The following is a 21,099-nucleotide window of genomic DNA, read 5'->3' as shown; positions in this document are numbered from 1 at the left end:
TTGAGGAATTTTCGGTGCCCGGGTTCGGGGCCGCCATAATTAAGTGATGGGAAGCGGATGAAGGTCAGCCATGTCAGCCCGGACGAGTCGGGCATTGTCAAGTGGCCGGGAACCTTGGGGGCCCGGTCGAGCGTGGTCACCATCGGTGTCTTCGATGGCATGCACCGGGGCCATCAGGCCATCCTGCGCCGAGTGGTCGAGCTCGCTGCCAAGAATCGGGATCGGCCCATGGCCCTGGTCTTCGACCCAAGTCCCAAACTGGTTCATAGCTACGCTGACGGCCATGACATGACCGAACCGCCCTTGGACCTGATTCGTCATGACCCTGATCAGATCATGCCTCTGGAGGAGCGCCTGAGGCTGATGGCCCAGATGGGGCTAGATCAGGTTGTGGTGGTGCGATACACGCTGGCTTTTGCAGCCAAGTCCTATCGATTCTTTCTCAAGCAGCTTACCGAACAGCTGGCCATGCGAACGCTGGTCTTGGGCCGCGATGCGCATATGGGCGCAGGGCGGGTAGGCGATATCAAGGCGATTGGCGATCTGGCGGACACTGGATTGTTCGACTTGGAAGTAGTGGACGACCAGGGCCCTGGAGACTGCATCCTACCTGGCTCTGACGGCCTGGAGCGACATCAGGTAAGAGCCTGGAGCAGTTCTCACCTTCGGCAGTTGATCCTGGATGGCGATGTGGATGCGGCACTGGATATTCTGGGCCGACCGCACATGGTTCAAGGAACGGTGGTCCATGGGGAGCAACGGGGCCGTCGCTTGGGATTTCCGACTGCTAATCTTGCTCCCGATAGCCAGGGGATGATGCCCGCAGATGGAGTCTATGCAGGCTGGCTGGTTGACCTGGGTCTGCCTACGGATCCTATGGCGAAGTCGGAGGGACGGGAGGGGCGGCTGGCTCAGGGCTCGCCTTGGCGGATGCCTGCCGCCATCTCCATCGGCACCAAGGAGACCTTCCTGGCTCCTGGCCGGCAGATGCCAAGAATCCTGGAGGCCAATGCCGTCCGGCCGGATTGGGTGGACCTGTACGGTCACCGGGTCAGGGTGGAATTCCTCAGCCGTCTGCGCGGTCAGAAACGGTATGCGGGCGAAGAGCCCCTCAAACGACAGTTGGCCCTGGATGCCGATCGCACCCTGGAGCTGACCAAGACTGCAGGAAGAGTGTTTTCCGTCAACTGAAGATTGTATGGACTTTGGAACTCACAGTCCTCGGAAGTGGCTGAAAAACTCCCTGGTTCGCGGATTCTCAGACTCGTCCATGACCTCTTGCGGTGTTCCATTCTCGGCGATGACGCCGTCCAGCAGCAGGACAACCCGGTTGGCCGCATGATGGGCGAAGCTCATCTCGTGGGTGGCCATGAGAATAGTGGTGCCTCCGGCGGTCAGCTCCGAGACCATGGCCAGGACCTCGCCTACCAACATGGGGTCCAGAGCTGAGGTGATCTCATCCAGTAGGAGCAGTTCCGGGTCGGTCATCAGGGCTCGGACGATGGCCACCCGCTGCTGCTGGCCGCCGGAGAGTTGGTCGGGGTAGGCTCCGGCTTTCTTCTTCATGCCGATTCGATCCAGCAGATCCAGGGCCCGCTCCCTGGCCTGATCCTTGGGCATGCCGTGAACCTTGATGGCTCCCAGAGTCACGTTTTTCAGGACGTTCATGTGGGGAAAGAGATTGAACTGCTGGAAAACCACGCCGATTCTGGCCCGGCAGGCATCCTGGTTGATCCTGGGATCGGTGATGTCGGTGCCGCCCAGCCATATCCGTCCGTCGTTGACGGTCTCCAGCAGGTTGATGCACTTCATCAGGGTGGACTTGCCCGACCCGGAGGGACCTAGCAGGGCCACGGTTTCATGAGGCATGATGGTCATGGAAATGCCGCGCAGGACCTTGTTGCCCCCAGGGTAGGTCTTTCGCACATCCTCCAGACGGAGCACTGGCTGGTCCTGTTTGGCGCCTGCCTGTTCGCTCATACCATGCCTCCGCTCTGTTCGCGCCTGCGCAGCCGGTTGGAATACCAGTCGTTGAGAAGAATGAAGGGGACTGAGGTGGCGATGAAGAGCACTGAAGCCACCACGTAGGGTGTGAAGTTGTAGGAGGTGGCCACGATGATCTGGGCCGCCCTGACCGCGTCGACGGCTCCCAGAACCGAGATCAGCCCCACGTCCTTCTGCATGGAGATGAAGTCGTTCATCAGTGCCGGAGCCACCTTGCGCAGAGCCTGGGGAATGACGACCAGACGCATGGTCTGCCCCGAGGTCAGGCCCAGTGAGCGTGCTGACGCCCTTTGGGAGGGGCCGACGTCCTGGAAGCCGGCCCTCAGTACCTCGGCGATGTAGGCCGAATAGGAAAGGATGACCGCCACTGTGCCCAGCAGGGCTGCCGGAATCCGGTTGAAGATGGCCAGTCCGGGAATGCCGAAGCCAATCAGGTAGAGGACCACAATCATGGGGATGCCCCTCATGATTGTGGTGTAGACCTGGGCCAGCACCCGCAGGGGAAAGAGCAGCGGGTTTCGGCTGGTGCGGATCATGGCCAGAAGGGTGCCCAGCAGGGACACACCGATGACCGCGAAGAAAAGGACCTCCAGATTGAGCCAGAGCCCCTGGAGGACCTTAGGGAAGGCTTTCGCGAAGTAGGCGCCGGAGAAAAACGACTGCTTGACTCGGGGCCAGCCGGGTGAGGCGTGCAACCCAAGGGCGATCAGCAGGGCCAGTACAAGCGTGCTGGCGATGCTGATCGCCACGGAGCGCAGATTCTGTCGACGGCCGTAGCGTTCCCGTTCCCGTTGAATATCGCTGACCGCGTCCTGTGCCGAGGTGGCCATGAACGACAAGGTTTCCTTTCTTCTCTCAGCCCAGGGTGGGCAGGGAGGTGTAGACGTGCAGCCACTGCTTCTGCAGCTTGTCCAGTGTCCCATCCTTCTTCAGGGTGGTGACAGCCTTGGAAGCGGCCGAGGTCAGCTTGGAGCCCTTGGGCAGAACTATGCCCATGCCCTCAGGGTCCTGCGAGCCCTTGATCTGCCCGAGGATCTTGGCGTTCTTGACCTGCCCGGAATCGACCATGGTCACGGCTGAGGGGGTGTCCACGACCAGTGCGTCGATCTGATTGGCATCCAAAGCTTGAGACGAGGCAACGTCGTCGTTGAAGGTGTCGATGTCAGGTTTGACAAGCTTGTGGGCCATCTCGTAGGAGGTGGAGCCGACCATTGCTCCTATCTTGGCGTCTTTGATCTGGGTAAGGGATGTGGCAGAAGCATATGGAGAGTTGTTTCTGACCACCAGCGACTGGGTTGAGTTGTAGTAGCTTGGAGTAAAGTCCACAGCCTGCCGGCGTTCCGGGGTGATGGAGAACTGCTGGATGTTCAGGTCGTAGTCCTTGCTTCCTGGGGCGATGGCAGCATCAAAGGTGGTCCTGGTCCAGGTGACGTGCGCCTTGTCGAAGCCCATTTTCTCTGCTACTGCATAGGCTACGGCTGCCTCGTAGCCTTTGCCGGATTCGGGCTTGTTGTCCTGCACGTAAGGGGCATAGGCCGGGTCTCCGGTGGCAATGGTCAATGTGCCGGGCTTGATGGTCTGCTGGGTGACGTCCTGCTTGGCTGCTGACTGCCCGCTGTTGCTCGATGAGGAGCCGCAGGCCGCGCCGGCCATGAGCGTGACTGTCGTGAGTGCGGCCGCCGTCAGCCTGCGTATGGTTTTCCTGGTGAAGATGGTCATGCTGATCTGCTCCTCGCGATGATGATGGGTGTCGATCTTCCGGCGACTCCATCCTAGCCCGGCAGGTTAACGAGTCGGCAGGTGAATGCCATAAGGTGTGAAAGGGGGACCACCGGCCACTTTTCAGACCAATCCCAGAGCCTCCAGAGCCTCGGCCAGATAAGTGACTTCGACCACTTCCAATCCCTGAATGGGCTTTCGACCTCCTGAGTGACGATCAGGCGGGACCAGTGCTCGCGTAAATCCCAGGCGAGCGGCCTCTTGCAGTCGGTGGTTGAGCTGCGGCACAGGCCTGACCTGTCCGGTCAGGGATATCTCGCCCATGGCACAGGTGGTGCGCAGGATGGGCCGGGACTTGGCTGCACTGGCCAGGGCGGCCACGATGGCCAGATCGCATCCGGGTTCCTTGGCCAGCCCGCCGGCGATGGTGGACACATACAGGTCCCGTGTCAGCAGGTTGACTCGGCCATGGCGGTAGAGCACCGCGGCCAGCATGGCCAGGCGGTTGGCATCGATTCCGTTGGTGTTGCGACGGGGAGTGGGCAGAACCGAGGAGGTGACCAGAGCTTGGATTTCGATGGGTAGGCTGCGGTGGCCGTCCAAGGTAAAGGTCACGCAGGTGCCCTCCACCTCCTGCCCGGCCGTGGACAGGAAGAGCCCCGTAGGATCACTGACCTCCTCGATGCCCTGCTCGCCCATGTCGAAGCAGCCCACTTCGTCGGTGGGGCCAAACCTATTCTTGACGGCTCTCAGCAGGCGTAAAGCGGTCTGGGAATCGCCCTCGAACTGGCAGACGACGTCGACCAGATGCTCCAGGGTCCGTGGCCCGGCTATGGATCCGTCTTTGGTCACGTGGCCTACCAAGAGGATTGGGATATCGTGCGACTTGGCCATGTCGATCAGGCTGATGGCTACCTCGCGCACCTGAGTTGAGCCCCCGGAGATGCCGTCGACCTGACTGGAGACGATGGTCTGGGCGGAGTCTACAATGGCCAGAGCCGGCTTCTCGCGCTCGATCAGCCCCAGTACCGTGGCCAGGTCGGTCGTCGAAGCCAGCAGCAGTGAATCCTTGAGCGCTCCCACGCGACTGGCCCGCATTCGCACCTGGGCCTGGGACTCCTCGCCGGATATGTAGAGCACCTTGCCTCCCTGGTCGCCCCGGTCGGCCACGCGGCCAGCGGTCTCCAGCAGGAGGGTGGACTTGCCGATGCCCGGCTCGCCGGCCAAGAGAATGACCGACCCGGGTACGATACCCCCGCCCAGAACTCGGTCGAATTCCTCGAATCCCGTGGGAATCCGCTTTACCTGGTCCGTGCCTACACGGGTGATGGGCCGGGCCAGGCCGGTCTTTGGGGGCGCAGGTGCCGTATGACTGCCGCCAGAGGAGGACAGACCACCGCCTGCACCTACGACACGGGCTTCATGAAACTCTTCGATGGTTCCCCACTGGCCGCATTCCGGGCAGCGTCCGAACCACTTGCCGCCGGTCCAGCCGCACTCAGTGCACACGTATTGCGTCGTCGTCTTGGCCATACCTGCACGCTATCGGGATTCAGGGACGAGGAGCTGGGCTTTTACGTCATCTTCGCAGTGCCGACACCCTGTGCATGAGAGAATGGAGGTATGGCTGAGAATCCTTCTGCACCCGTGTCCTCTTCCTCTGATTCCTCCGCGCATGCCAAGCAGCGCCGTCGACGGATCGGTCTGGTCATCGCCCTGGCGGCGGTGGTGGTCCTGGTGCTCCTATCGGCTTTCGTCTGGCCTCACTGGGCGGTGCGCAGCCAAGAGCCCGTCACCGAGGCCTCGGCTTCCGCCTCCTCACAGCCCTCGCAAGCCAGCAGCCCCAAGGCCAAGGCGGTTCCCCTGCCTGATTCGGCTTCCGAGCTGCTCAAGGCAATGCCTGATACGGTGGGCGAGTTCGCCCGCGTCAAAGCGGATTCCGACAGCGAGTGGAGCACCCGTACGCCTATTGAGGAGTACAACCTGGTCTACTCATCCGGCAAGTCGGGCGGGGATGTGACCCTCCACCTGGCTCAGTGGTCCAGGAGCGAGGATGCCAAGGCGCTCTATGACAGCCAGTCCACGGGCATGTCCGGCAAGGAGCTGGCCTCGGGCAATGTTCGCAGCGGCGGCACGGTCACCGGATCCTACTTGGAGAAGGCGGATGGCGACGACGAGCACAAGGCCCTGGTCATCTGGCAGAATGATACGGTGGTTTTCCGCGCCCAGGGCCAGCGGACTGCGCTGGAGGCTTTTTACAAGGCCTTTCCTCTTTAGTCGTCCCGCAAACGGTGTACGATAAGCAAGTTGGACACTTCCAGGTAACTAAGGATCGGAGGCTCGGATGGGTTCTGTCATCAAGAAGCGCCGCAAGCGGATGAGCAAGAAGAAGCACCGCAAACTGCTGCGCAAGACTCGTCACCAGCGCAAATAGCTTTATGACTTATGGCCCAGCAGGGTCAACGAAGCCCCCCGCATCGAATGGACGCGGGGGGCTTCGCGTATATCATCGCCGGTCAGCGTGGCTAGCCGGATGCCTCCAACCAGTAGGGGGGGGGGATGATTGCTGACGCTCACTTGTTGGCGTTGGTCATGACCCGGGGCCCGTTGGGGTCGCCCACGATGACTGTGTCAACCATGTTGAGGAAGAGGCCGTGTTCCACGACACCCACGGTGGTGATCAGGTCCTGGGCCAGATCCTGCGGGTGCTCGATCCGATCCAGATGCAAATCGATGATGTGGTTGTGTTCGTCCGTCAGAACCGGCTGCCCCTGGCCGTCCAGCCGCAGTACTGGGTTATAGCCGCGCTCCTTGAAACGATCCAGGACGTGGCGCTCGCCGAAGGGGATGACCTCCACTGGCAGCGGGAAGCGGCCGATGGTGTCGACCACCTTTGACTCGTCCACAATCCAGACGATCCTTCGAGAGTTGACGGCTACGATCTTCTCCCAGAGCAGGGCTGCGCCGCCGCCCTTGATGCCGTTGAAGTCCTTGTCGACCTCGTCGGCCCCGTCGATGGTGACATCGATGTGATCCACCTGGTCGATGTCGACGATGCGGATTCCGTAGCCTTCAGCCTGTTCCTTGGTTCGCCGGGAGGTGGTCACGCCGGTGAACTCCAAACCCTCTTCCTTCACGCGCCGTCCCAGTTCATCCACGAAGAACCGGACCGTGGATCCGGTGCCCAGTCCGGCGGTCATGCCGTTCTCGACCAGCTTGGCCGCCTCGATGCCGGCGGCCTTCTTCAGTCTGTCCTGCTCGGTCTTGTCCATACACGCTCCTTCATGCCCGCATGCACTCAACGGCTGATGTCTGCGGGTCTTGTTGATTCAGGTTCACTTCAGTGTAGACGATGGCCCCTGACGGTCCATGAGCCGTTCAATCCTCCACTTCGATGGCGTGCAGGCGGAAAGGCGACCCCTGAATGGTCATATAGCCGTCAGGATCAATGTCTGCATCTATATCGATGCTCCCGACGATATGCAGATCTTGTCCCGTGAACATGCTGCTGCCGGATGGGGGCGGCGTGATGCGGATGCGGCCGCTGGCTCTCAGTCCCCGGGCCCCGGAGTTCTCAGTATCTGAGGTGTCCTTGAAAGCTGGTGCGAGTTCGTCTTCCTGACCATCGGCTATGTCGGGGTCGGGTGTGCTATTGCCTGTGTCAGCTGTTGCTGCCACAGATTTGGCCTGCTCGGCATCCACAGCTGCGGATGCGACGGCGGTTTCAGCCAGGTCTTTCTGCTCTTTCTGGTCCAGGCGAACCTTCTTGCGGCCAAGTTTGTCCAGAACTTGGTCTCCTCCGTCCAGTTCAGCCTTGACTGCGGGTGGCACCTGCGTGCCCTTGGCATAGGGAGAGGCCAGCAGCGAACGCCAACCCTCGATAGGCAGACAGCCTTCCCGTTCGTCCTTGCCTGCAGCTGTGGCGTAGCCGCGTGCCAAAGTATCCACTTTTTCGTTAAAGGTGTCGCCGGCGTGGCCCTTGACCCAAACAAACTTGACCGATCCTGGCCGTGCTTGAATCTCTCTGTCGATGGCTTCGATCAGGGGGCGGTTCTTGACCAGCTTGCCCTGGGAGTTCTTCCAGCCCTTCTTCTTCCATCCGGGCACCCAGGTGGTGGAGCAGTTGATGGCGTATTGGGAGTCGGTTTCGATGACTAGCGGGCGCTCGCCTGGGTGGGCGCGCAACGCCTGCAGCACGGCACATAGCTCGCCAATCTGATTGGTGCCGTTGCTGGCGCCGCCTGCATCTGCGTCGCCGCCCTCGTGATCGGCCCAGGCCCAGCCCATAGGGCCATTGGGGTTGCTCAGTGCGCTGCCGTCGGTTGAGACGACCAGATTGTTGCCATTGGACATGGCTCCCAGCCTAGACAGAGAGATAGAGAACCCCCGCGCCAGCGATGACTGACGGGGGGGAGGGAAGGCAGGAGGTCTTGTCTGCAATCAGCCTAGGGCCTTGGCGACCACCTGGTCGGCATCGTCCAGAACCTGTTCCAGGGCTTCGGGGGAAACGAAGGACTCGGCGTAGACCTTGTAGATGTTCTCGGTGCCAGAGGGGCGGGCGGCGAACCAGTTGTTCTGGGTAGTCACCTTGATGCCCCCGATTTTGGCCCCGTTGCCCGGAGCCTCGGTCAGCTTGGCAGTGATGGGTTCGCCGGCCAGTGTGGAGGCCGTCACATCGTCGCCGTTCAGCTGGGCGAACTTCTGCTTCTGCTCCAATGTGGTCGGGGTGTCCACCCGCTTGTACCAGCTTTGGCCGAAACGCTCCACCTGCTCCTGGTGGAGCTGGGCCGGATTCTTGCCGGTCTTGGCTGTGATTTCAGCAGCCAGGAGGTCGGGGATCAGCCCGTCCTTGTCGGTTGTCCAGACATGGCCGTCCCTGCGCAGGAAGCTCATTCCGGAGCTCTCCTCGCCACCGAAGGCCACCTCGCCCTTGAAGAGGGGATCGACGAACCACTTGAATCCCACGGGCACCTCGATCAGCCTGGCGCCGATGGAGGCAGCCACGCGGTCGATCAGGGAGGAGGAGACCAGGGTCTTGCCGATGCCGGCGCCTTCGGGCCATCCGGGTCGGTTGCCCGAGAAGAGGTATTCCACGCAGACGGCGATGTAGTGGTTGGGATTCATGACACCGGTCCCTGGGCAGACGATGCCATGCCGGTCGGCGTCCGGATCGGTACCCCCCACCAGGTCGTAGGAGTCCCAGGCTCCGGCGTTGAGGCGATCCACCAGCCCCTTCATGGCATAGGGGGAGCTGGGATCCATGCGGATCTTCCCGTCGTGGTCGATGGTCATGAACCGCCAGGTCGGGTCCACCTCCGGGTTGACGACGCCGATGTTCAGGCCGTACTTTTCATTGATCAGCGGCCAGTAATTGATCGAGGCCCCGCCCAGCGGGTCGATACCCAGACGGACCCCCGAGGATCTGATCAGGTCGAAGTCGATGACATTGCCCAGGTCGGTCACGTAATGCTCCCGGTAGTCGAAGCGCTCCACCAGGTCGGATTTGATGGCATCCTCAAAGGGAATCCGCTTGACCTGCCTGTAGTCGCCCAGGAGCTCGTTGGCCCGTTGGGCGATGGCGTTGGTGGTTTCGGCCGGAGCCGGACCGCCTGTGGGCGGGTCATACTTGAATCCGCCATCGGTGGGCGGGTTGTGGGAGGGAGTGACCACGATGCCGTCGGCCAGATCCTCGCCGGAGAAGCGCTGGGTGCCGTCAGCCGCCCGGTTGTGTGTCAGGATGGCCTGGGAGACGGTGGGGGTGGGAGTGTAATCATCATTGGCATCGATGCGCACCCGTACCCCGTTTGCGGTCAGGACCTCGATGGCCGTCTTCCAGGCGGGAAGAGAAAGGGCGTGGGTGTCACGGCCCAGGTAGAGCGGTCCAGTGATCCCGTCCTTGGTGCGCTGTTCGGCTATGGCCTGGCTGATAGCCACGATGTGGGCCTCGTTGAAGGAGGTGGTCAGGGCGGAGCCGCGATGCCCGGAGGTGCCGAAGGACACCCGTTGGGAGGGAATTGAAGGGTCGGGGATGAGATCGTAGTACCTGCCGATCAGATCGTCGACGTTGATCAGATCTTCTGGGCTGGCAGGCTTGCCCGCATTCTGTGCTGTCATGGCTCCCATCATGCCACCCCGGCATGAAAAGACGGACAGAGGGGCAGCAGGCTCCTTCGGTCTCAGTCGGACTGCGGCACCCGCACGTCCAGGGCCTGACGCTCCACACTGAGTGCGATGTGGCAGGTCTCGCCCAGAATGTCTCCGTCCACCTGAGCCAGGGCCGGCTTCTCCAGGCGGATTTCCGCCTTGGTCCCCTGCAGCTGGACGATGGTGGAGTTGGTTGACAGGGGGCTCTGGCTGGTCTTGCGGGTGATGGTCTGATGCATCACGTCCCCGAAGAGGTTGGCCCAGCCGATCAAGCCGGCGGAGGTGTCGATGATCTCGAAGTCCAGGATGCCGTCATCGTAGGAGGCATCGGGCATCAGGGAGAATCCTGGAATCTCCCCGCAGTTGCCGGCCATGAAGGTGCGGAAGGTCACCGATGTGTTGGTCTGCGTGACCTGGTCGGGCCGGGTGATGGAGATGTCGGCCGTGTACTTGGGTGCGAACAGATGCTTGGCGCCACTGATGAAGTAGGCCAGCCAGCTGACCGTCTTCTTCAGATTAGGGTCGGTGTCGTCAATCATCAGAGCATCGAAGCCGATGCCAGCGATGATCAGGAAAGCGTGACCACGACCTTGCTCCTTACTGTCTGCGTCAAGGAGGGTCATGCGGCCCACATCCACCTGGGTGGACCCGTGCGAGGTGGCCACGGCCAGGGCGGCGTCCAGATCGCCTACTGGAATGCCCATGTTCCGTGCGAACAGGTTTCCGGTCCCGATTGGGATGATGCCCATGACATGATCGCTGGAAGCCATGGCGCTGGCTACGGTGCGTACAGTCCCGTCCCCGCCCACGGCAACGACTACGTTGGCCCCACGCTCCAGTGCCATGCGGGCGCAGGACCTGCCGTCTCGATCCAATTGGGTTTCGATGAAGCTGAATTCGCGGATGCCTTTGTCTCGGCAGTATTGCTGGATGCGCTCGCGGGCGGCGGCGGCCTGGGGTTTGGAGGGGTTGATGACGAAAGCGTAGCTGAGCTGGTCGTCGTCCCGAGCCAAGATCTGCATGGCGAACCTATGCCGCCTTTGGGCACGGACAATTAGCACCACCGCCGTGACGACGATGGCCGCCACAGCCAGGATGCCGAAGATGACGACCGCTGGAATTGGCATGACTCTATTTTGCGCACCGTGCCGACCCGATATCTCTGGGTGTGTCCGACGTGAACGAACCCTCTACAGCAATCACGCTGACAGTATGAGCTGATTGAGTAGTGAGAACCGTAAAGTTAAGATGGCACTCGGTCCATGTGGTCCCTTCGGTCTGGAGTTGCAACGGCTTCGTGCGCTGGAAGTCTGGGAAAGCCCGGGGGTATGGGAAGAGGAGGCAGGCATGGATAAGTACAAGAGCGTGTTCGACATCATAGGTCCCATCATGATTGGACCCTCCAGCTCGCACACAGCCGGGGCCGTGGCCATTGGTCGGGTTGGCCACATCCTTGCCGGGGGTGTTCCGAGTCGTGCTGATGTTCATTATTATGATTCTTTCGCTCGCACGCACAGCGGCCACGGTACCGACTACGCCATCATCAGCGGCCTGCTGGGTTTTGCGCCGGATGACCCCCGGGTGCCTGATGCCGTTGGCATCGCACGCAGGCAGGGCATGGATCTGACCTTCCACGAGGAGGACGAACCAAGCCCCATCGACCACCCGAATACCGCTGTCCTGGACTTGCGGGGGCCAGCCGGTCGGGTGATATACGCGGCTTGTTCCATCGGGGGCGGGACCATTGAAGTACGGCGTATCAACTTGGACGGCTGCCAGATCACTCCTCCAGGGCTTCTGCCCATCCTGCTGGTGGAAGTGGATGAATCCGAAAAGGGCGCAGGTCGGCGATTGGAGCGCATACGCGATCTGCTTCGAGAAGAGGGTGTGACCAAGCAGACCAGGTATGAGCCCGAGGGTCCGGCCGGCATGGCGGTGTACGAGTTCGATTTGGACAATCCGCTGTCCACGCAGCAACAGAAGCAGATCGCGGGTCACTCGTCCCGGATGATGTATATCGACTAGGAGGCATGGCGCATGTTCACTTCGATTGCTGAAATCGTGAGTATGGCCGAAGAGCGTGGATCGTCGATATCTGAAGTGGCCATCGACGAGGAGGTGCGACGTTCGCACCAGACCCGTGAGCAGATCTGGGCAAGAATGGCCAGGAATCTGCAGGTCATGCAGGCTGCTGTTGCCAGGGGGTCCCAGGGCGATGGCGTGTTTTCCAAGACTGGGCTTAGTGGTGGCCAGGCGGCTCTGCTGGAGCATTATCGGAAGACGCGAACCAGCCTGAGCGGTGACGCCATGCTGCAGGCCGTTGAGGCCGCCATGGCTACCAATGAGGTCAACGCGGCCATGGGCATCATTTGTGCGACTCCTACCGCCGGCTCTTCGGGCACTCTGCCCGGCGTGCTCACAGTGCTCAAGAATCGAATGGGGCTGGATGACGATGGGTTGATTCGCTGCCTGTTCACGGCAGGGGCTTTCGGTCTGGTTACCGCCAACAAGGCGATGATCTCCGGAGCTACAGGCGGCTGTCAGGCCGAGGTGGGCAGTGCATCCGGTATGGCTGCCGCTGCAGCGGTTGAGGGTGCTGGAGGCGATCCTGATGCCTGCGCCCAGGCCTTCGCCATAGCCATGAGCAATCTGCTGGGCCTTGTCTGCGATCCCGTGGCCGGCTTGGTGGAGGTGCCTTGTGTAAACCGCAACGCCATCGGCACTGCCAACGCTTTGATTGCTGCTGATATTGCCTTATCGGGTGGTGTCAGCAGAATCCCGCCCGATGAGGTCATCGCAGCCATGAAGTCCATCGGTGAGAGCATGCCATCCTCACTGAGGGAGACTGGCATTGGCGGGCTTGCGGGCACTCCCACCGGCAAACGGTTCCGCAGGACTGTATTTGGCAAGTGATGCGGGGCAGCTGTATATAAAAGTCGGATGGTTCCCGTCCGCCTTCCTGCCTCGGCTGCTCTCCCTGGCTGGTCGGCGGCGGTCGGGCCGGTTGCGACAGAGGCCATAAGGCTTGGGAAGAGTTGTGCGGGGCCGGTTTTCGTGTCCCCCGAAAGTCATAGAATTCAGATATGTTAGATATCAGGTTCATTCAGGAACATCCGGATGTTGTCCGTGAATCACAGCGCAAACGTGGCGAATCGGTCGAACTCGTCGACGAAGTGCTGAAGGCGGACAGCGAGCGCAGGGCGGCGCTCCAGGATTACGAAAGCCGCAGGGCCGAGCAGAAGTCGCTCGGCAAGCGCATGGGTTCGGCCTCTCCTGATGAGAAAGCCGACCTTCTGGCCCAGACCAAGAGTCTGTCGGACAAGGTGAACGCCTGCAAGGCGGCCTCTGACGAGGCCAACGCCAGGTACACCGATCTGATGTGGAAGTTCAGCAACGTAGTGGAGCCTGAGGCGCCCGAGGGCGGCGAGGATGATTACGTGGTGGTCAAGAAGGTCGGCACTCCGCGCGACTTCGCCAAGGAAGGTTTCGAGCCCAAGAACCACCTGGACCTGGGCGTTGGCGTGGCTGGTATCGACATGCGCAGGGGCGTCAAGGTTTCCGGATCCAGATTCTACTTCCTGCGCGGGGATGTGGCCCGGCTGGAGATTGCCATGCTGACCATGGCTGTGGACCAGGCCATGGAGCATGGATTCATTCCTACGATCACCCCCACTTTGGTCCGGCCCGAGGTCATGGCCGGCACCGGCTTCCTGAACGCCCATGCCGACGAGATCTATCGTCTGCGTGAGCCTGACGACCAGTATCTGGTGGGCACCTCCGAGGTCTCCCTGGCTGGTATGCACGAGGACGAGATTCTGGATTTGAGCAAGGGTCCGCTGCGTTACTGCGGTTGGTCCAGCTGCTACCGGCGAGAGGCTGGTTCTGCCGGCAAAGACACCATGGGCATCATCCGCGTCCACCAGTTTGACAAGGTGGAGATGTTCGTCTACTGCAAGCAGGAGGACTCCCGCGACCAGCACCAGCAGCTGTTGGCTATGGAGCAGGAGATGCTGGCCAAGGTGGACGTGCCCTACCGGATCATCGACACAGCCGCAGGAGACCTGGGATCCTCGGCTGCGCGCAAGTTCGATTGCGAGGCCTGGGTGCCCACCCAGGGTCGCTACCGCGAGTTGACGTCAACTTCCAACTGCACCGAGTACCAGGCCCGCCGCCTCAACGAGCGCGAGCGGCTGGAGGACGGCTCCACGCGTCCTGTCAGCACCCTGAACGGGACCTTGGCCACTACCCGTTGGCTGGTCGCCATCCTGGAGAACCACCAGAATGCCGATGGCTCCATTGTCATCCCCGAGGCCATGCGCTCTTACGTAGGTGGAAAAGAAGTCATCGAGCCGAAGACCTGGGAGGCCTAAGCCGCCTCTGTCGTGAGCGACCGACATTCCGCTGCTGGTTAGACCAACCCTGATGTCGTATGATGAGTGACGTGCCTGATTGGCACGTCTTTTGGACAGGTGTCTGAGCGGCCGAAAGAGACGGTCTTGAAAACCGTTGTGGCGCAAGCCACCGCGGGTTCGAATCCCGCCCTGTCCGCCTGGTTGACGCCCCGGAGCTATCTCCGGGGCATTCTTGTATTCGCTGAATCCAATGTTCCCAGTACTGAGGTCAGCGGTTGAGACAGCGGTTTGGGCTGGAATTTGGTGTCTACAATGATGGATGGTAGCCATGCTTAATCACGAGAGCCGACCCTTGGGCGCCGACTCTGCAAGGGAAAGGTCGGGTTGTGGATCAATTCATCGCCATTGTCTCTCTGATCGGGGATTGGCTGCTTTTCACATTCCCGCTCTTCCAGGGGCTGATGGAGCTGCAGGAATATCAGGAGCTTCTGGACGACTTTGATCAGCTCAGCAAGAATTGGGATGAGGTCTCGCCCTGGTGGTGGCTGGTGCCCATCGTCAAGATTCAACTGGAGCGCAAACGCGGGCACGAAATTCTCCGTCAGGCTACCAGGACCAGATCAGAACGTCGACGGGCGCTAAGCTTCCTCGATCAGGCAACGGCCTGGTACTTCGTGTCGGTCGCAGGCTGGCTGAAGATGGTTTCCTCCTCTTATGAGTTACTTGAAACATACGAAGCCAAAGAGAACATATGGCTGCTGGTCCTTCTGATCGTTCTGCTGACCTCCGGCGGCCTTTTCAACGCCTACTATCGCATAGACAGGAAGCGGATAGGCCAGAAGGAGAAGGAGCTGAAGCCCGACTCTGAGGTGGACAACGACTGACGAGGTGTCCATGGGACCAGGCAATGGCAGCACCGATCCTGCAGCCAGAGCAGGGCTTGACGCCTCGGCCGGTATGGATAAGGGGTCATTAGGCTCGGGGGACAGGATGGTTCCCCAGCCGGTGCGAGAGCTTCTGGATGGTTTGAGAACAAATTGGCGAGTCGCTCAACACCCGCCCTTGGATACCATTGACCAGGGCATGGAGCTGGGCATTGCTGACCTGCTGGGGCTTTCTATAGAAAACCTCTCCAAGTTCCTGCTGCTGGAGGATGCTGGAGGTCTGCTGATACTCTTGGTGGCCAAGGGCATAGAGCGGCCTGATCTGCGCCAGGTGCGGGCAGTGGTCGGATGCCGAAGGCTGCACATGGCCTCGGCTGCCACCCTGCGCCAGTGTCTGGATACGGTGCCGGGTCGGGTCTCGCTGCTGGATCTTGTGGGTCATCGCGGCCAGGTGGACACCGTCGTCCTGGACGGTAATCTGACGGCAACAGACGAACAGGCAGCACTGCCTTTGGGCTCTGACGATGTGTCCGTCTGCTTGCCCGGCTCCTGCCTGCCGGATCTTGTTCGGAAGCTGGTATCCCGGGTGTTCATACTGTCTGAGAGCTGAAGTCGTCGACTCAGCCATTGCTCCTGGTCTCTGCCTTGGGGGATGCTGGAAACCGTTGTGCGCAAAGGAGGGAAGGAGCAGGCCTGTGAGGCTGAATCTGTCTTGGAGAAAGCCGTCGGCAGATGAGATGGATCAGACCCATCGTTCCGACCCTGTGCAGGCGACCAGGCCGGGTCGAGCCAGCCGGTGGCTGGTGGCTCTCAGAGCTGCCTGCTGCGGGTTGCTGGTGGGATTGCTGGTGGTGCTCTACCGGCAGGGCATCGGTTATGGCACAAGGTTCGCTCGATGGGCCTACGCGCAGATGCGTGACCAGCCCCTGATGATTCTTCCTTGGCTGCTGGCCGCCCTGCTGGTAGGACTGGCCCTGGCCTGGATGGTCCGCCGGGTTCCTATGGCCTCGGGCTCCGGCATTCCGCAGGTGGAGGGAGTGGTCATCCACGGCATGCGCATGCCTGCTCTGCCCGTGCTTGGCGTACGATTCCTGGGCGGCCTGGCCTGCGGCATGTTTGGCCTGTCTCTGGGGCGCGAGGGACCCTCGGTGCAGATCGGCGCGGCCGGTTCCCAACTGGTTTCCCGTGGGTTGCGCCGAGACCGTGTGGAGGAGACCTGCCTAGTGACCTCCGGTGCGGCGGCCGGTCTGTCTGCAGCATTCAATGCGCCGCTTTCGGGGATGGTCTTCGCCCTGGAGGAGATCCACAGGTCTTTTTCTCCCATGATTCTTCTTTCGGCGGCCATGGCCTGCCTGAGTGCTGATTTCATCGCCAAGAACCGCTTCGGCCTGCGTCCGGTCCTGGACTTCACTGCTATGCCGCAGCTGACCATCGGCCAGTATCTGCTGATGATCCCCCTTGGGCTGGTGGCAGGTCTGGTGGGAGCTGCCATGAACCGCCTGCTGCTGGGTGCTCAGAGTCTTTACAGCCACCTGCCCTCGAAGCTGGGACCGGTGATCTCCCTATTCCTGGCCTTGCCGGTCGGATTGCTGCTGCCTGCCGTCCTGGGTGGCGGCGAGGACCTGATCGGCAAGGCGGAAGGCGTTCGCGAGCTGGCCTGGTCGGTGGCCATGAACCTGTTGATTCTGCTTCTGGTCAAGATGCTCTTCACGGCCAGTTCCTTCGGCAGCGGCGCCCCCGGAGGCATCTTCATGCCCATCCTGGCGGTCGGCACGCTGACTGGGTCCCTGTGCGGTATGGGTGCAGCCGCACTCGGAATGCCCGTCCGGATCATTCCGGTATGCGCGGTCTGCGCCATGGCAGGCACCCTGACGGCCTCGGTCAAGGCTCCCATAACATCCATCCTGCTGACGGTGGAGATGTCTGGATCCCTGGTTCATATGCTTCCCGTGGCTCTATGCGCCTTCACCGCCCTGATGGTGTCCGATTTGCTGCGAGTCGAGCCCATTTACGAGGCTCTGCTGGAGCGTTATCGACGCGGACATGCTCCCGATGCCCAGGTTCCTGACAGGGTCACTGTGGAGTTTCCCATAGAACATGGCAGTCCAGCGGCTGGTCGTTTGCTGGGACAGGTCCCCTGGCCGCATGGATGCGCCGTTATCGGTCTTCGCCGGGGCGAGCATAGGCTAATTCCCGCTGGTGATCTTCGGCTGCTCGCTGGGGATGGTGTCATCTTGCTCTGTCCGGGTGATCGTCTGGACCAGGCCCGTCAGGTCATGGAAGGTCTCTGTCGATGACTGGCGTTCTCTAAAGAATAGTCAGGCACTGCCCGCGAACCGCCACGGCCTGGGAGTTGCTGATGGCCACCATGGGCTCATCGTCGCCGTAGCGGTCCAGAATTTTTCTGGTCACCTCGGCGAAGGGCTCGGAATCAAGATGGGGCAGGAGGCGGAAGTCCACCAGGCCCAGCCCTGCGGTGGAGTCTAGATCCGGGGCGGCTGAGCGCGGATCCATGGCATCCAGGAAGCCGATGTCGGGACCGGTCACCACAGCACCGGCCGATTCGCCGATATAAGGTTTGCCCTGACCCACCTGCTGCCTGATCAGATCAGCAGCACCTGAGCGACGCAGCTCCTGCAGCAGGAAGAAGGTGTTGCCGCCGGACAGATAGATCAAGTCGTCCTTCTCCAGACTGTGACGCATGGTTTCCGGATCGGCGGTCGAGACTTCCAAGTCGTCGATTCGGCAGCCCATGTCGGTGAAAGCCTGGCGAGCTTCCTGGACATAACTATCTGAACGTTGTGGAAGGTTGGCCGTGGGGATGAAGGCTACTGTGCGATTCTCGGGCGAGCCTTCGAGGAAAGCGGGCAGTCTGTCAGCGGTAGCGGAGAATGAGGATGTGAGCAGCAGCCGACGCATAACGGCTCCTTTCGTGCCCGGCGGGACTTCCGTCTTGGGCAGGTCGCAAAACGTAAGATCCGACCATTGCTGGCTTCAATATATCCATTCGGTGGCCTTTACCTAGTGATTGACCACGTGCCTTCTGGATTCTGCCGCAGGTTCTGTAGGTCCAGATGTTTATTCTGGGGGCATGGCAAGGCAGCATCGGGAGTTCCAGCAGGGATTAAGCCAAGGCGTATCGGGCGACCTGCCAGGTGAGGATATATTCAACGATGACCGCCCCGACCCAGCGGCCCCAGGTGGCAGCATCCTCTTCGCTCTGCCTGGGACCCTGGTGGACTGGGACCCGCGCCGAGCCTTGGTCGGGCATTATCCTGACGGGGTGGTCGATATGGTTCTGGACCCGGAGGACCCTTGGGGCTTCGCTTGTGTCAGGAGGCAGATCAATCTGGGCGTGGACCCACAGCAGGCATTGGCCGATTATGAAACCACTCACGGACCTGCGGTCGCTTGGGTGGTTCGCGTCTGTCTGGAAAACTACACCTTGGCAGTAAAGGGCCTGCTTCCTGGAGCATCGGATCTGCTGGGGGATCTGCGGCGAGCCGGCCTGACCCTTTGGGGCCTGGCGACGACGACCAGTCAGCTGACCGAAGCGGTGTCAGACGTTCTCTCGCCCCTCTCTGCTCTGAAAGGTGTTCTGATTTCATCCGAGGAGCATCTGGATCTTTCCGATCCGCTCTTCTATCGTCTGGCTCTGCGTCGTTTCGCCATCAGCCCCGGGCATACGATTTTCGTCGATGTGGATCCTGAGCATGTGGCTATGGCAGACAGACTGGGTATGGAGGGGATTGTTGCCCGTGACATCAGCAGTCTGCGTCAGCTCCTTTGCCAGCGGGGCATTGACTGCTGAGCGGACGTTCAGACGATGCGGCGGTCTACGGCCCAGCGGGTCAGTTCGGTTCGGTTGGAAAGCTGAAGCTTGCGCAGGACGTTGGAGACGTGGGTCTCAACCGTCTTGATGGAGATGAAAAGCTCGGAGGCCACTTCGCGGTAGGTGTAGCCCCGGGCGATCAGGCGCATGACCTCCTGCTCGCGCGCGGAGAGTCGATCCAGTTCGTCGTCTTCCCCCCGACCGGCATCTGCGGCCTCGTCCTCCTGGAAGGCGGAAAGCACGAATCCTGCCAGCTTGGGGGAGAAGACTGCATACCCCTCGTGAACCTGCCGGATTGAGGAGACCAGGTCCTTGGCGGAGATGGTCTTGGTCACGTAGCCACGGGCTCCGGCGCGGATGACCGAACCCACGTCCCTGGGCGAGTCGGATACGGAAAGAGCCAGAAAGACCGACCGGGGGGAGAGTGGATGTGAACGGCTCAGAATTTCGGCGCCTCCGCCGCCCTGGCCGCCAGGCACGTGAACATCCAGAAGAACCACATCGGGACGGGTCTGCTCGACCATGAGGATGGAAGACTCCACGTCTGCCGCCTGGCCCACGACGTGGAAATGTGGCTGCAGGGTGGTGATGACGCCGGTACGGAACATCTCATGGTCGTCGACGACGGCTACGCGGATGCTTGCGGGCCCATCCTCGGCTTGATGGGGCTCTGCTGCAGTCGTGGTCATGGGCGTGGTTCAGCCCGCCTTTCCCGACGCGGGTCCTCAAGCGTGGAAAGGATCGGACCGGCATGCGTCTGTGAATGAATGGTTCACCACGTATCCTATCATTGCTGTGCCTCAGTCCCTTTTTCAGCCTGATCAACCTCGCCCTCCTGATGCTGGCTGGCCTCGGACAGCGGCATGTGCATCCTGACCTCGGTGCCCCAGCCCGGGCGGGAGACGATTTCGACCCTGCCGCCGCGCCGACGAATCCGACCGATGATGGACTCTCGGATTCCCAGACGGTCAGCTGGAATCGCATCCATATCAAAGCCCGAGCCGTGGTCACGCACGTAGACTTCAACCTGATTCCTGCGGGCCTCGCAATATACGGATATGGGTTCGCCACCGTGGGTGACCGCATTGACCAGGGCCTGCTGGGCCGCGTTGAGCAGGGCATCAGTCTGCGCGCAGGGCATGGCATCGCCCACGGTGACCACCTCGATCGGCTTGCCTGAATCATCCTCCACCTGTGCGGCTATCTGGCTCAGCCCAGTGCTGACGGACCGGTCTGAGGGAGTACGTTCCTGATAGAGCCAGTTGCGCAGATCGCGCTCCTGGGATCGGGCCAGGGTGAAGACGGTATGCGGGTCATCGGCATGCAGCTGAATCAGAGCCAGGGTCTGCAGGACGCCATCGTGCAGATGGGCTGCCATATCGGCCCGTTCCTCCTCGCGTTCCTTCATGGCGCGTTCATCGCCCAGCTGGCTAATGATTGAGCCTACCCAGGGCACAACCACTGCTGTCACGCCCACAAGCAGCAGTCCGGCCAGGACTATCAGGGTCAGGGCCCAATGCAATTCCTGTGTGGAGAGCAGGAAGATTATCGCAGCAGACAGGATCAGGGCCAGGCTGCCGATCAGGGCCGGCAGGTGGTAGCCGGTTCCTTGGTTTTCCGGCCTCAGCCAGGCCAGAACCAGCCCGGCGCAAAAAAGCAGGCAGGGGACGACAAAGGCGGGGCGCATACCGCTGTTGAGCAGAAAAACCGTGGTCAGCAGGAGGATGATGCCTAGGCCTGCCAGCAGTCTGGTTATCCGCCCGGGGGTGATGTTGTGGTCCTCCTTCTGACCCGATTGTCCAGTAAGAATGCTGGGTGCCAGCGGAGCCGATCGCGGGTCATTCGGTTGGACCGCCTGGGTGGGATCGCCCTGGGGCAGTATCAACCAAAGGAAGCAGTAGACCACGCAGGTGATCATTTTGGGCGCCAGGAGCACCATGACCAGGCGTATCCAGAAGACGGGAATACCCAGGTGCAAACTGATGCCCTTGCAGACTCCGCACAGGATCCTGCCCTTGTGCGGCCTCATCAGGGGCATGCGCGCAGGGTGCAGAGGAGGTGGTTCCTTCAGCATTCGCTGTTCCTGCATGGGTGCGTTCATGCTTCCATTATCGGTTTCGGATGGTGCCGATAAGGCGATAAACGGAAGAAATCAGGGTAGAAT

21 protein-coding genes and 1 tRNA gene are annotated in these 21,099 nt (G+C 61.2%); 11 read left to right on the top strand and 11 right to left on the bottom strand.

The features are described from left to right. Positions 1-57 precede the first annotated feature (57 nt). On the top strand, positions 58-1,191 hold the full coding sequence (gene ribF / locus ACUIAI_RS06060; RefSeq protein WP_445341868.1) for a bifunctional riboflavin kinase/FMN adenylyltransferase: 1,134 nt from the start codon (positions 58-60) through the stop codon (positions 1,189-1,191). A gap of 21 nt (positions 1,192-1,212) precedes the next feature. On the opposite strand, the gene ACUIAI_RS06055 is transcribed toward ribF, so the two are convergent. From ACUIAI_RS06055 to radA, 4 genes are all read right to left on the bottom strand, one after another. Beyond that, positions 1,213-1,980, bottom strand: a complete 768-nt coding sequence (locus ACUIAI_RS06055) for an amino acid ABC transporter ATP-binding protein (protein ID WP_445341867.1) — start codon at positions 1,978-1,980, stop codon at positions 1,213-1,215. Further along, complete coding sequence (locus ACUIAI_RS06050; RefSeq protein ID WP_445341866.1) at positions 1,977-2,834, bottom strand: amino acid ABC transporter permease; 858 nt, start codon at positions 2,832-2,834, stop codon at positions 1,977-1,979. The genes ACUIAI_RS06055 and ACUIAI_RS06050 overlap by 4 nt, the downstream gene beginning before the upstream one ends. 25 nt (positions 2,835-2,859) lie before the next feature. After that, positions 2,860-3,723, bottom strand: a complete 864-nt coding sequence (locus ACUIAI_RS06045) for an ABC transporter substrate-binding protein (protein ID WP_445341865.1) — start codon at positions 3,721-3,723, stop codon at positions 2,860-2,862. A 123-nt stretch (positions 3,724-3,846) separates the two neighbouring features. Continuing rightward, on the bottom strand, positions 3,847-5,256 hold the full coding sequence (gene radA / locus ACUIAI_RS06040) for a DNA repair protein RadA (RefSeq protein WP_445341864.1): 1,410 nt from the start codon (positions 5,254-5,256) through the stop codon (positions 3,847-3,849). Between the two features lie 90 nt (positions 5,257-5,346). Between radA and ACUIAI_RS06035 the strand changes: the two genes are divergently transcribed. Then, complete coding sequence (locus tag ACUIAI_RS06035) at positions 5,347-6,000, top strand: hypothetical protein (protein WP_198208630.1); 654 nt, start codon at positions 5,347-5,349, stop codon at positions 5,998-6,000. 67 nt (positions 6,001-6,067) lie between these two features. Continuing rightward, entirely contained in the window at positions 6,068-6,157 is a 90-nt protein-coding gene (locus ACUIAI_RS06030; protein WP_004268639.1) for a 30S ribosomal protein bS22, read from the top strand. Positions 6,158-6,296: 139 nt separating this feature from the next. Here the strand turns inward: ACUIAI_RS06030 and rpiA are convergent, their stop codons facing one another. The 4 genes from rpiA to ACUIAI_RS06010 form a co-directional block, all read right to left on the bottom strand. Then, on the bottom strand, positions 6,297-6,995 hold the full coding sequence (gene rpiA, locus ACUIAI_RS06025; RefSeq protein WP_029678040.1) for a ribose-5-phosphate isomerase RpiA: 699 nt from the start codon (positions 6,993-6,995) through the stop codon (positions 6,297-6,299). A 106-nt stretch (positions 6,996-7,101) separates the two neighbouring features. After that, positions 7,102-8,076, bottom strand: coding sequence for a ribonuclease H family protein (locus ACUIAI_RS06020; protein ID WP_445341863.1), 975 nt, complete (start codon positions 8,074-8,076; stop codon positions 7,102-7,104). A gap of 87 nt (positions 8,077-8,163) precedes the next feature. Beyond that, positions 8,164-9,837 carry a phosphoglucomutase (alpha-D-glucose-1,6-bisphosphate-dependent) gene (gene pgm / locus ACUIAI_RS06015; protein ID WP_445341862.1) on the bottom strand — a complete coding sequence of 558 codons (1,674 nt, stop codon included), beginning with the start codon at positions 9,835-9,837 and terminating at the stop codon, positions 8,164-8,166. Between the two features lie 62 nt (positions 9,838-9,899). Continuing rightward, entirely contained in the window at positions 9,900-10,994 is a 1,095-nt protein-coding gene (locus ACUIAI_RS06010) for a diacylglycerol/lipid kinase family protein (RefSeq protein WP_445341861.1), read from the bottom strand. 220 nt (positions 10,995-11,214) lie between these two features. Between ACUIAI_RS06010 and ACUIAI_RS06005 the strand changes: the two genes are divergently transcribed. From ACUIAI_RS06005 to ACUIAI_RS05975, 7 genes are all read left to right on the top strand, one after another. Beyond that, entirely contained in the window at positions 11,215-11,892 is a 678-nt protein-coding gene (locus ACUIAI_RS06005; RefSeq protein WP_198191407.1) for a serine dehydratase beta chain, read from the top strand. Between the two features lie 12 nt (positions 11,893-11,904). After that, a complete protein-coding gene (sdaAA, locus tag ACUIAI_RS06000) occupies positions 11,905-12,780 on the top strand; it encodes an L-serine ammonia-lyase, iron-sulfur-dependent, subunit alpha (RefSeq protein WP_445341860.1) in 876 nt (291 codons plus the stop codon). 170 nt (positions 12,781-12,950) lie between these two features. Next, positions 12,951-14,237 (top strand): serine--tRNA ligase, encoded by a 1,287-nt coding sequence (gene serS / locus ACUIAI_RS05995; RefSeq protein ID WP_198191409.1) that lies wholly within the window; start codon positions 12,951-12,953, stop codon positions 14,235-14,237. 93 nt (positions 14,238-14,330) lie between these two features. Continuing rightward, positions 14,331-14,415 (top strand) — tRNA-Ser (locus ACUIAI_RS05990). Positions 14,416-14,605: 190 nt separating this feature from the next. Beyond that, positions 14,606-15,103 (top strand): hypothetical protein, encoded by a 498-nt coding sequence (locus ACUIAI_RS05985; protein WP_121913581.1) that lies wholly within the window; start codon positions 14,606-14,608, stop codon positions 15,101-15,103. Positions 15,104-15,113: 10 nt separating this feature from the next. Next, entirely contained in the window at positions 15,114-15,713 is a 600-nt protein-coding gene (locus ACUIAI_RS05980; RefSeq protein WP_445341859.1) for a YbaK/EbsC family protein, read from the top strand. A 127-nt stretch (positions 15,714-15,840) separates the two neighbouring features. Continuing rightward, positions 15,841-17,400, top strand: a complete 1,560-nt coding sequence (locus tag ACUIAI_RS05975) for a ClC family H(+)/Cl(-) exchange transporter (RefSeq protein ID WP_445342828.1) — start codon at positions 15,841-15,843, stop codon at positions 17,398-17,400. 10 nt (positions 17,401-17,410) lie between these two features. Here the strand turns inward: ACUIAI_RS05975 and ACUIAI_RS05970 are convergent, their stop codons facing one another. Next, positions 17,411-18,022: a Type 1 glutamine amidotransferase-like domain-containing protein gene (locus ACUIAI_RS05970; RefSeq protein ID WP_445341858.1), complete on the bottom strand. Its 612-nt coding sequence runs from the start codon at positions 18,020-18,022 to the stop codon at positions 17,411-17,413. Positions 18,023-18,194: 172 nt separating this feature from the next. Between ACUIAI_RS05970 and ACUIAI_RS05965 the strand changes: the two genes are divergently transcribed. Beyond that, on the top strand, positions 18,195-18,914 hold the full coding sequence (locus ACUIAI_RS05965) for a hypothetical protein (protein WP_445341857.1): 720 nt from the start codon (positions 18,195-18,197) through the stop codon (positions 18,912-18,914). Positions 18,915-18,922: 8 nt separating this feature from the next. Here the strand turns inward: ACUIAI_RS05965 and ACUIAI_RS05960 are convergent, their stop codons facing one another. Beyond that, positions 18,923-19,624: a LuxR C-terminal-related transcriptional regulator gene (locus ACUIAI_RS05960; protein ID WP_445341856.1), complete on the bottom strand. Its 702-nt coding sequence runs from the start codon at positions 19,622-19,624 to the stop codon at positions 18,923-18,925. A gap of 98 nt (positions 19,625-19,722) precedes the next feature. Beyond that, positions 19,723-21,009 carry an ATP-binding protein gene (locus ACUIAI_RS05955; protein ID WP_052733421.1) on the bottom strand — a complete coding sequence of 429 codons (1,287 nt, stop codon included), beginning with the start codon at positions 21,007-21,009 and terminating at the stop codon, positions 19,723-19,725. Positions 21,010-21,099 lie beyond the last annotated feature (90 nt).

The sequence above is a fragment of the Bifidobacterium sp. ESL0827 genome (assembly GCF_052606685.1).
This window is presented reverse-complemented; position numbering and strand designations above follow the sequence as displayed.

What these genes read in the sequence shown, in the direction of transcription:
- ACUIAI_RS06050 (WP_445341866.1), bottom strand. Translation starts at nt 2,834, where the DNA reads ATGGCCACCTCGGCACAGGACGCGGTCAGCGATATTCAACGGGAACGG.
- ACUIAI_RS06055 (WP_445341867.1), bottom strand. Translation starts at nt 1,980, where the DNA reads ATGAGCGAACAGGCAGGCGCCAAACAGGACCAGCCAGTGCTCCGTCTG.
- ACUIAI_RS06030 (WP_004268639.1), top strand. Translation starts at nt 6,068, where the DNA reads ATGGGTTCTGTCATCAAGAAGCGCCGCAAGCGGATGAGCAAGAAGAAG.
- ACUIAI_RS05970 (WP_445341858.1), bottom strand. Translation starts at nt 18,022, where the DNA reads ATGCGTCGGCTGCTGCTCACATCCTCATTCTCCGCTACCGCTGACAGA.
- ACUIAI_RS06035 (WP_198208630.1), top strand. Translation starts at nt 5,347, where the DNA reads ATGGCTGAGAATCCTTCTGCACCCGTGTCCTCTTCCTCTGATTCCTCC.
- radA (WP_445341864.1), bottom strand. Translation starts at nt 5,256, where the DNA reads ATGGCCAAGACGACGACGCAATACGTGTGCACTGAGTGCGGCTGGACC.
- sdaAA (WP_445341860.1), top strand. Translation starts at nt 11,905, where the DNA reads ATGTTCACTTCGATTGCTGAAATCGTGAGTATGGCCGAAGAGCGTGGA.
- ACUIAI_RS06010 (WP_445341861.1), bottom strand. Translation starts at nt 10,994, where the DNA reads ATGCCAATTCCAGCGGTCGTCATCTTCGGCATCCTGGCTGTGGCGGCC.
- ACUIAI_RS05975 (WP_445342828.1), top strand. Translation starts at nt 15,841, where the DNA reads ATGGATCAGACCCATCGTTCCGACCCTGTGCAGGCGACCAGGCCGGGT.
- ribF (WP_445341868.1), top strand. Translation starts at nt 58, where the DNA reads ATGAAGGTCAGCCATGTCAGCCCGGACGAGTCGGGCATTGTCAAGTGG.
- pgm (WP_445341862.1), bottom strand. Translation starts at nt 9,837, where the DNA reads ATGACAGCACAGAATGCGGGCAAGCCTGCCAGCCCAGAAGATCTGATC.
- ACUIAI_RS05980 (WP_445341859.1), top strand. Translation starts at nt 15,114, where the DNA reads ATGGGACCAGGCAATGGCAGCACCGATCCTGCAGCCAGAGCAGGGCTT.
- ACUIAI_RS05960 (WP_445341856.1), bottom strand. Translation starts at nt 19,624, where the DNA reads ATGACCACGACTGCAGCAGAGCCCCATCAAGCCGAGGATGGGCCCGCA.
- rpiA (WP_029678040.1), bottom strand. Translation starts at nt 6,995, where the DNA reads ATGGACAAGACCGAGCAGGACAGACTGAAGAAGGCCGCCGGCATCGAG.
- ACUIAI_RS05965 (WP_445341857.1), top strand. Translation starts at nt 18,195, where the DNA reads ATGGCAAGGCAGCATCGGGAGTTCCAGCAGGGATTAAGCCAAGGCGTA.
- ACUIAI_RS06045 (WP_445341865.1), bottom strand. Translation starts at nt 3,723, where the DNA reads ATGACCATCTTCACCAGGAAAACCATACGCAGGCTGACGGCGGCCGCA.
- serS (WP_198191409.1), top strand. Translation starts at nt 12,951, where the DNA reads ATGTTAGATATCAGGTTCATTCAGGAACATCCGGATGTTGTCCGTGAA.
- ACUIAI_RS06020 (WP_445341863.1), bottom strand. Translation starts at nt 8,076, where the DNA reads ATGTCCAATGGCAACAATCTGGTCGTCTCAACCGACGGCAGCGCACTG.
- ACUIAI_RS05955 (WP_052733421.1), bottom strand. Translation starts at nt 21,009, where the DNA reads ATGCTGAAGGAACCACCTCCTCTGCACCCTGCGCGCATGCCCCTGATG.
- ACUIAI_RS06005 (WP_198191407.1), top strand. Translation starts at nt 11,215, where the DNA reads ATGGATAAGTACAAGAGCGTGTTCGACATCATAGGTCCCATCATGATT.